Genomic DNA, 4,710 nt, shown 5'->3' with positions numbered 1-4,710 from the left:
TTTAATCGGATTTGGGGCAATATCATCAAGCGGCGCCTTAACTGAAACAGCTTCACTCACATTTCCAGCAAGGTCTTTAACAATGACTGTAAATTCTTCACCATGTAAATTGTAGTTACCTAGAGAAATGTTGAATGTACCATCAGCGTTTACACTCTGATTCCAGGTATTCACTTGCTGACCATTTTGGTCAAAAATCTGGATGAAGGTATTCGGCTCAGCCACACCAGAAAGGGACGAACCATCTTCATTGAATGTAAGATTACTTGCAGCTACAGGAGCAATATCATCAAGCGGTGCTTTTACAGTAACCCCGTCACTCAAATTACCAGCCTGATCAACTACAACTACTTTAAATACTTCTCCATGCATGTAGTTACTATTTAAATAGAGGTTAAATGTTCCATCCCAATTAACATTATTATTCCAAAGATTTAATAATTGACCATTCTGATCAATTATTTGAATCGTAGAATTGGGCTCAGCCATACCAGTTAGATATGAACCATCTTCGCTAAATACTAAATTAGTCGCATTTTCTGGTGCCGTATTATCAAGAAAGGCTGTTTGTTTTACTTCAACACTACGATTACCAGCTTGATCAATCACAACAAAAGTGAGCTCCTCACCTTTTAAATAAACTTGATTCAAGTAACCCGAGACATTACCATCACCATCCACATAACCAAAACCTACAACCTCACCCACAGTATTTTTAACTTCAACTTTGCTATTTGCTTCTGCTTGCGCTGTAAAGTTTTGACCATTTTCATTAAAGATAATGTTTTCAATCACGTTCGGAGCAATGTCATCAATCAAGGCATTCTGCTTGACCTCTGTACTGCGGTTCCCCGCTTTGTCAACTACAACAAAAGTGAGTTCTTCACCATGTAAATAGACCTGATAGAAGTAACCAGAAGCATTACCCATGCTATCGGTTGAACCAGATCCTATGACTTCACCAGCAGCATTTTTGACTTCAATTTGAGTGTTTGCTTCTGCCTGAGCTGTAAAGTTCTGTCCGTTCGCATCAAGTACAATATTTTCAATTGAATTTGGTGCAATATCATCAGTTAAAGCGTTTTGCTTGATCTCTGCACTACGGTTACCAGCTCGGTCAACGACAACAAAAGTAAGTTCTTCTCCATGTAAATAGACTTGATATAAATAACCTGACACATTACCAGCGCCATCTACATAACCTGAACCTATGACCTCACCTGCAGCATTTTTGACTTCAATTTGAGTGTTTGCTTCTGCTTGCGCCGTAAAGTTTTGACCGTTTGAGTCGAATACAATATTTTCAATCGGATTTGGCGCAATATTATCAATCAAGGCATTCTGCTTAACTTCTGTACTACGGTTACCCGCTCGGTCAACGACAACAAAAGTAAGCTCTTCGCCATGTAAATAGACCTGATACAAGTAACCAGAAACATTGCCTGTGCTATCTGCTGATCCATAACCAATAATGTCACCATTGGTATTTTTAATTTCAATCTGACTATTTGCTTCAGCCTGAGCTGTAAAGCTCTGTCCATTGATATCTAATACAATATTTTCAATCGGATTTGGTGCGATATCATCAGTTAAAGCACTCTGCTTGACCTCTGCACTACGGTTACCCGCTCGGTCAACTACAACAAAAGTAAGTTCCTCACCATGTAAGTAAACTTGCGGGAAATAACCAAATACATTACCTAAGCTATCGGTATAACTAGTAGTAATCTTATTTCCAGCCTGATCTAATATTTCAATAGAGCTTCCAGCTTCTGCCTGAGCTGTAAAGCTTTGGCCATCTTCGTTGAAGATGATATTTGCAATCGGATTTGGTGCAATGGTATCAATTAAAGCATTTTGCTTAAATTCGATACTACGGTTACCAACTCGATCTATGACAACAAAAGTAAGCTCTTCACCATGTAAATAGATTTGATTGAAAAAGCCTGAGACATTACCAGCACTATCTGTAGAGCCCCAACCCGTCTGATTACCTAATGAATCAAAAACTTCAATCTGACTATTTGCTTCTGCTTGTGCTGTAAAGTTTTGACCGTTTGCATCAAGTAAAATATTTTTAATTGGATCCGGTGCAATATCATCAAGTGGAGCATTTATTGAAACAGCTTCACTCACATTTCCAGCTTGGTCTTTAACTGTGACCGTGAATGCCTCTCCATGTAAATTATTGCTACCTAAGAAAATAGTAAATGTACCATCTGAGTTTATGGTGTTATTCCATATATTCACGAGCTGACCATTATGATCAAAAACCTGAATCGTAGTATTCAGTTCTGCTACGCCTGTAAGATATGAACCATCTTCTGAGAAAACTAAATTGCTGGCTGGTGTAGGAGCAACCGTATCAGCGGTAATTACAGTATCGGTGCTTACTTGCCCACGAGCATCCTTAATTGATAAGAACAACTGCTCACCATTAACAAGAAGGCGGTCAAGCTGGAGTTTAAAATAACTTGATCCATTCCAACCGTTATCTTCACCGACTTTAATTTCAGCTACGACTTCACCTTTGGCATCTTTAACAATAAGAGTACTATTATTTTCAGCTTGTCCACTTATCACTCCGTCCGAAGTAAAGCTATCTACATGGGGGGCAAAAGCATAATTAGGCGCCTGTATCTGCGCTGCTAAACTTACATTTCCATTCACATCGGTAGCCGTGACATAAACCGTCTCAGCATTAGTTAAAAACATACCTAGTTCTATCGAAAAACTTCCACTCTCATCAGTCCAGTTATTCCAGAACCATTTATTAAGAATGTTTCCTTGCCCATCTTTAACTAAAATTTCAGAGAAAGGTTCTGCATGGCCATAAACTAAATCACCAGCATCATTGAAATTTAAATCTGTTGGAACAGGTGGAGGAGTCAGATCTACAATGATATTCTGCTCAGGACTCATCAACCCTTTATTATCAATAATTTGAACGGAAATTTGCTCTCCATCAATTAAAGGTCGGTTTACACTCAAGCTAAAATGACTAAATTCATTCCAACTATTGTCATCACCTAATATAACCTTTCCTAATTCATTACCGTCAGCATCACGCACGATTACTGTACTATTATCTTCAGCAAACCCAGAAATTAAGCCTTCTTGTGTAATACGTTCAACATATGGAATATAAGCAAAGTTTGGAACTTCGATTAGGGCTTCACTCGTATTTTGATTTTTATCTACTACTTGTACGGTAACCGACTCACCTTCTTTTAAAAATTGGAATACCTGTAAACTTGCAAAGCCTTGTTCATCGGTAAAACCTGTAGCAATTAAATTGCCCTCTCCAGAAAATGCACGAATAAAGCTGTTCGGCTCATTAACATGTACTGATAAAGTTTCACCACTAATATCAAATTGTGGAGTTTCTAAAAATACTGCTGGAATATAGTCTGCGGTAATATATTGTGGATGGCCTGAAATATTATCTTTATCTGTAGAGATAATAATTTGAGTACCTTCCTCTAAAGGTTGGTTGAGGGTCAAAGTAAATGGTCTGACCTCACCTAATGCCATTACACTAAAAGGCGTAATACCTGAACCCTCAAATGCAATGGAGTTAAACTCTTGTAGAATATTTCCATTCTGATCTTTTACTATAAAATGACTGCCTTCGGTCGCATAACCAGTGATCACACCTTCTGGACTAATTCTTGTAATACTAATAGCAGGAACTTCAGTAACTAGGTTAATTGACGAATTTTCACTGCTGTATCCATTATAAGTAGCGACCGCATAAATTTCTTGATTAGTACTAATAGAAAGGTCTTGTAAAGTAAATTTACCCTCCTCATTAGCTATTGTAGTTGCAAGCCAATCACCATTTTTATTGTAGATATCAACTTTACTTCCTTTATATGCGCTACCTGAAATGATAGCTCCATCTATATTATTGAAAGTTAGTGAATCTAGAGTTGGCGAATTTGGAGTATGATCTACATTATAATTTTGGGTCTGTTTAATAATAGCTGTATTGCCAGCTTGATCAGTAAGACTAATATCAGTTGATATATTGGTTTGCGATTCTTCTGACCACAAAAACTCTGCTGGAATTTCAGTAACCCACTCTTGGGTAACTTCATCAAAATGAAAGTTATAAACAACATTGTTTAATGTCGTATTTACTGAGGTCAGTGAGCTATTTAAGTCTGTTGGTAGATTATCTACGTCCAGTCTTATAGAAATAACTTGATCTTTTTCAACTAAACTTATTATATTGTCTTCAGTAATCGACTTTACAGTTACTGTAGTTGATTCAATATTTAAAGAATTATCTATAATTACCTTTTCCACACCAGTTTCTGATGTGTTACCTGCGAGGTCTGTCACTACAGCTTTATAGAGGTAACTTCCATCAGCTAAATCTTTTTGATCAGCTGTTGTCTCCTGCCAAGTTTTTCCTTCATCGGTAGAGACTTCATAGTGGTCTAATAAAGCAGCTTGCTCTCCGATTACAATCGGTTGAGCTAGCTTCAAAGTAAAATTATTATCTTGCGTAATTTGATCTGTTGCTGAAACACCCGTATCGCTTAAATCAGATAAAGTTAATTCACCTGCTTGCGGCGCTGTTGTATCGACAACAACTTTTTGTATAGCGGTTTCTGATGTATTGCCTGCAACGTCTGTAACTATAGCTTTATATTGGTAAACACCATCGGTTAAATCTTTTTGAGCTACTGTTGTTTCCTGCCA

Annotated in this window: 1 protein-coding gene; it reads right to left on the bottom strand. The window is 37.5% G+C overall.

Annotated elements, in window-relative coordinates; translation table 11 throughout:
* A partial coding sequence (locus tag J536_RS23240) for an Ig-like domain-containing protein (RefSeq protein WP_032064111.1) occupies positions 1-4,710 on the bottom strand: 4,710 nt, incomplete at both ends.

This window comes from Acinetobacter sp. 809848 (genome assembly GCF_000581275.1).
GTDB classification, from domain to species: Bacteria; Pseudomonadota; Gammaproteobacteria; order Pseudomonadales; family Moraxellaceae; genus Acinetobacter; species Acinetobacter pittii.
The sequence above is the reverse complement of the archived record's forward strand: the minus strand, read 5'-3'. Positions and strand labels throughout refer to the sequence as shown.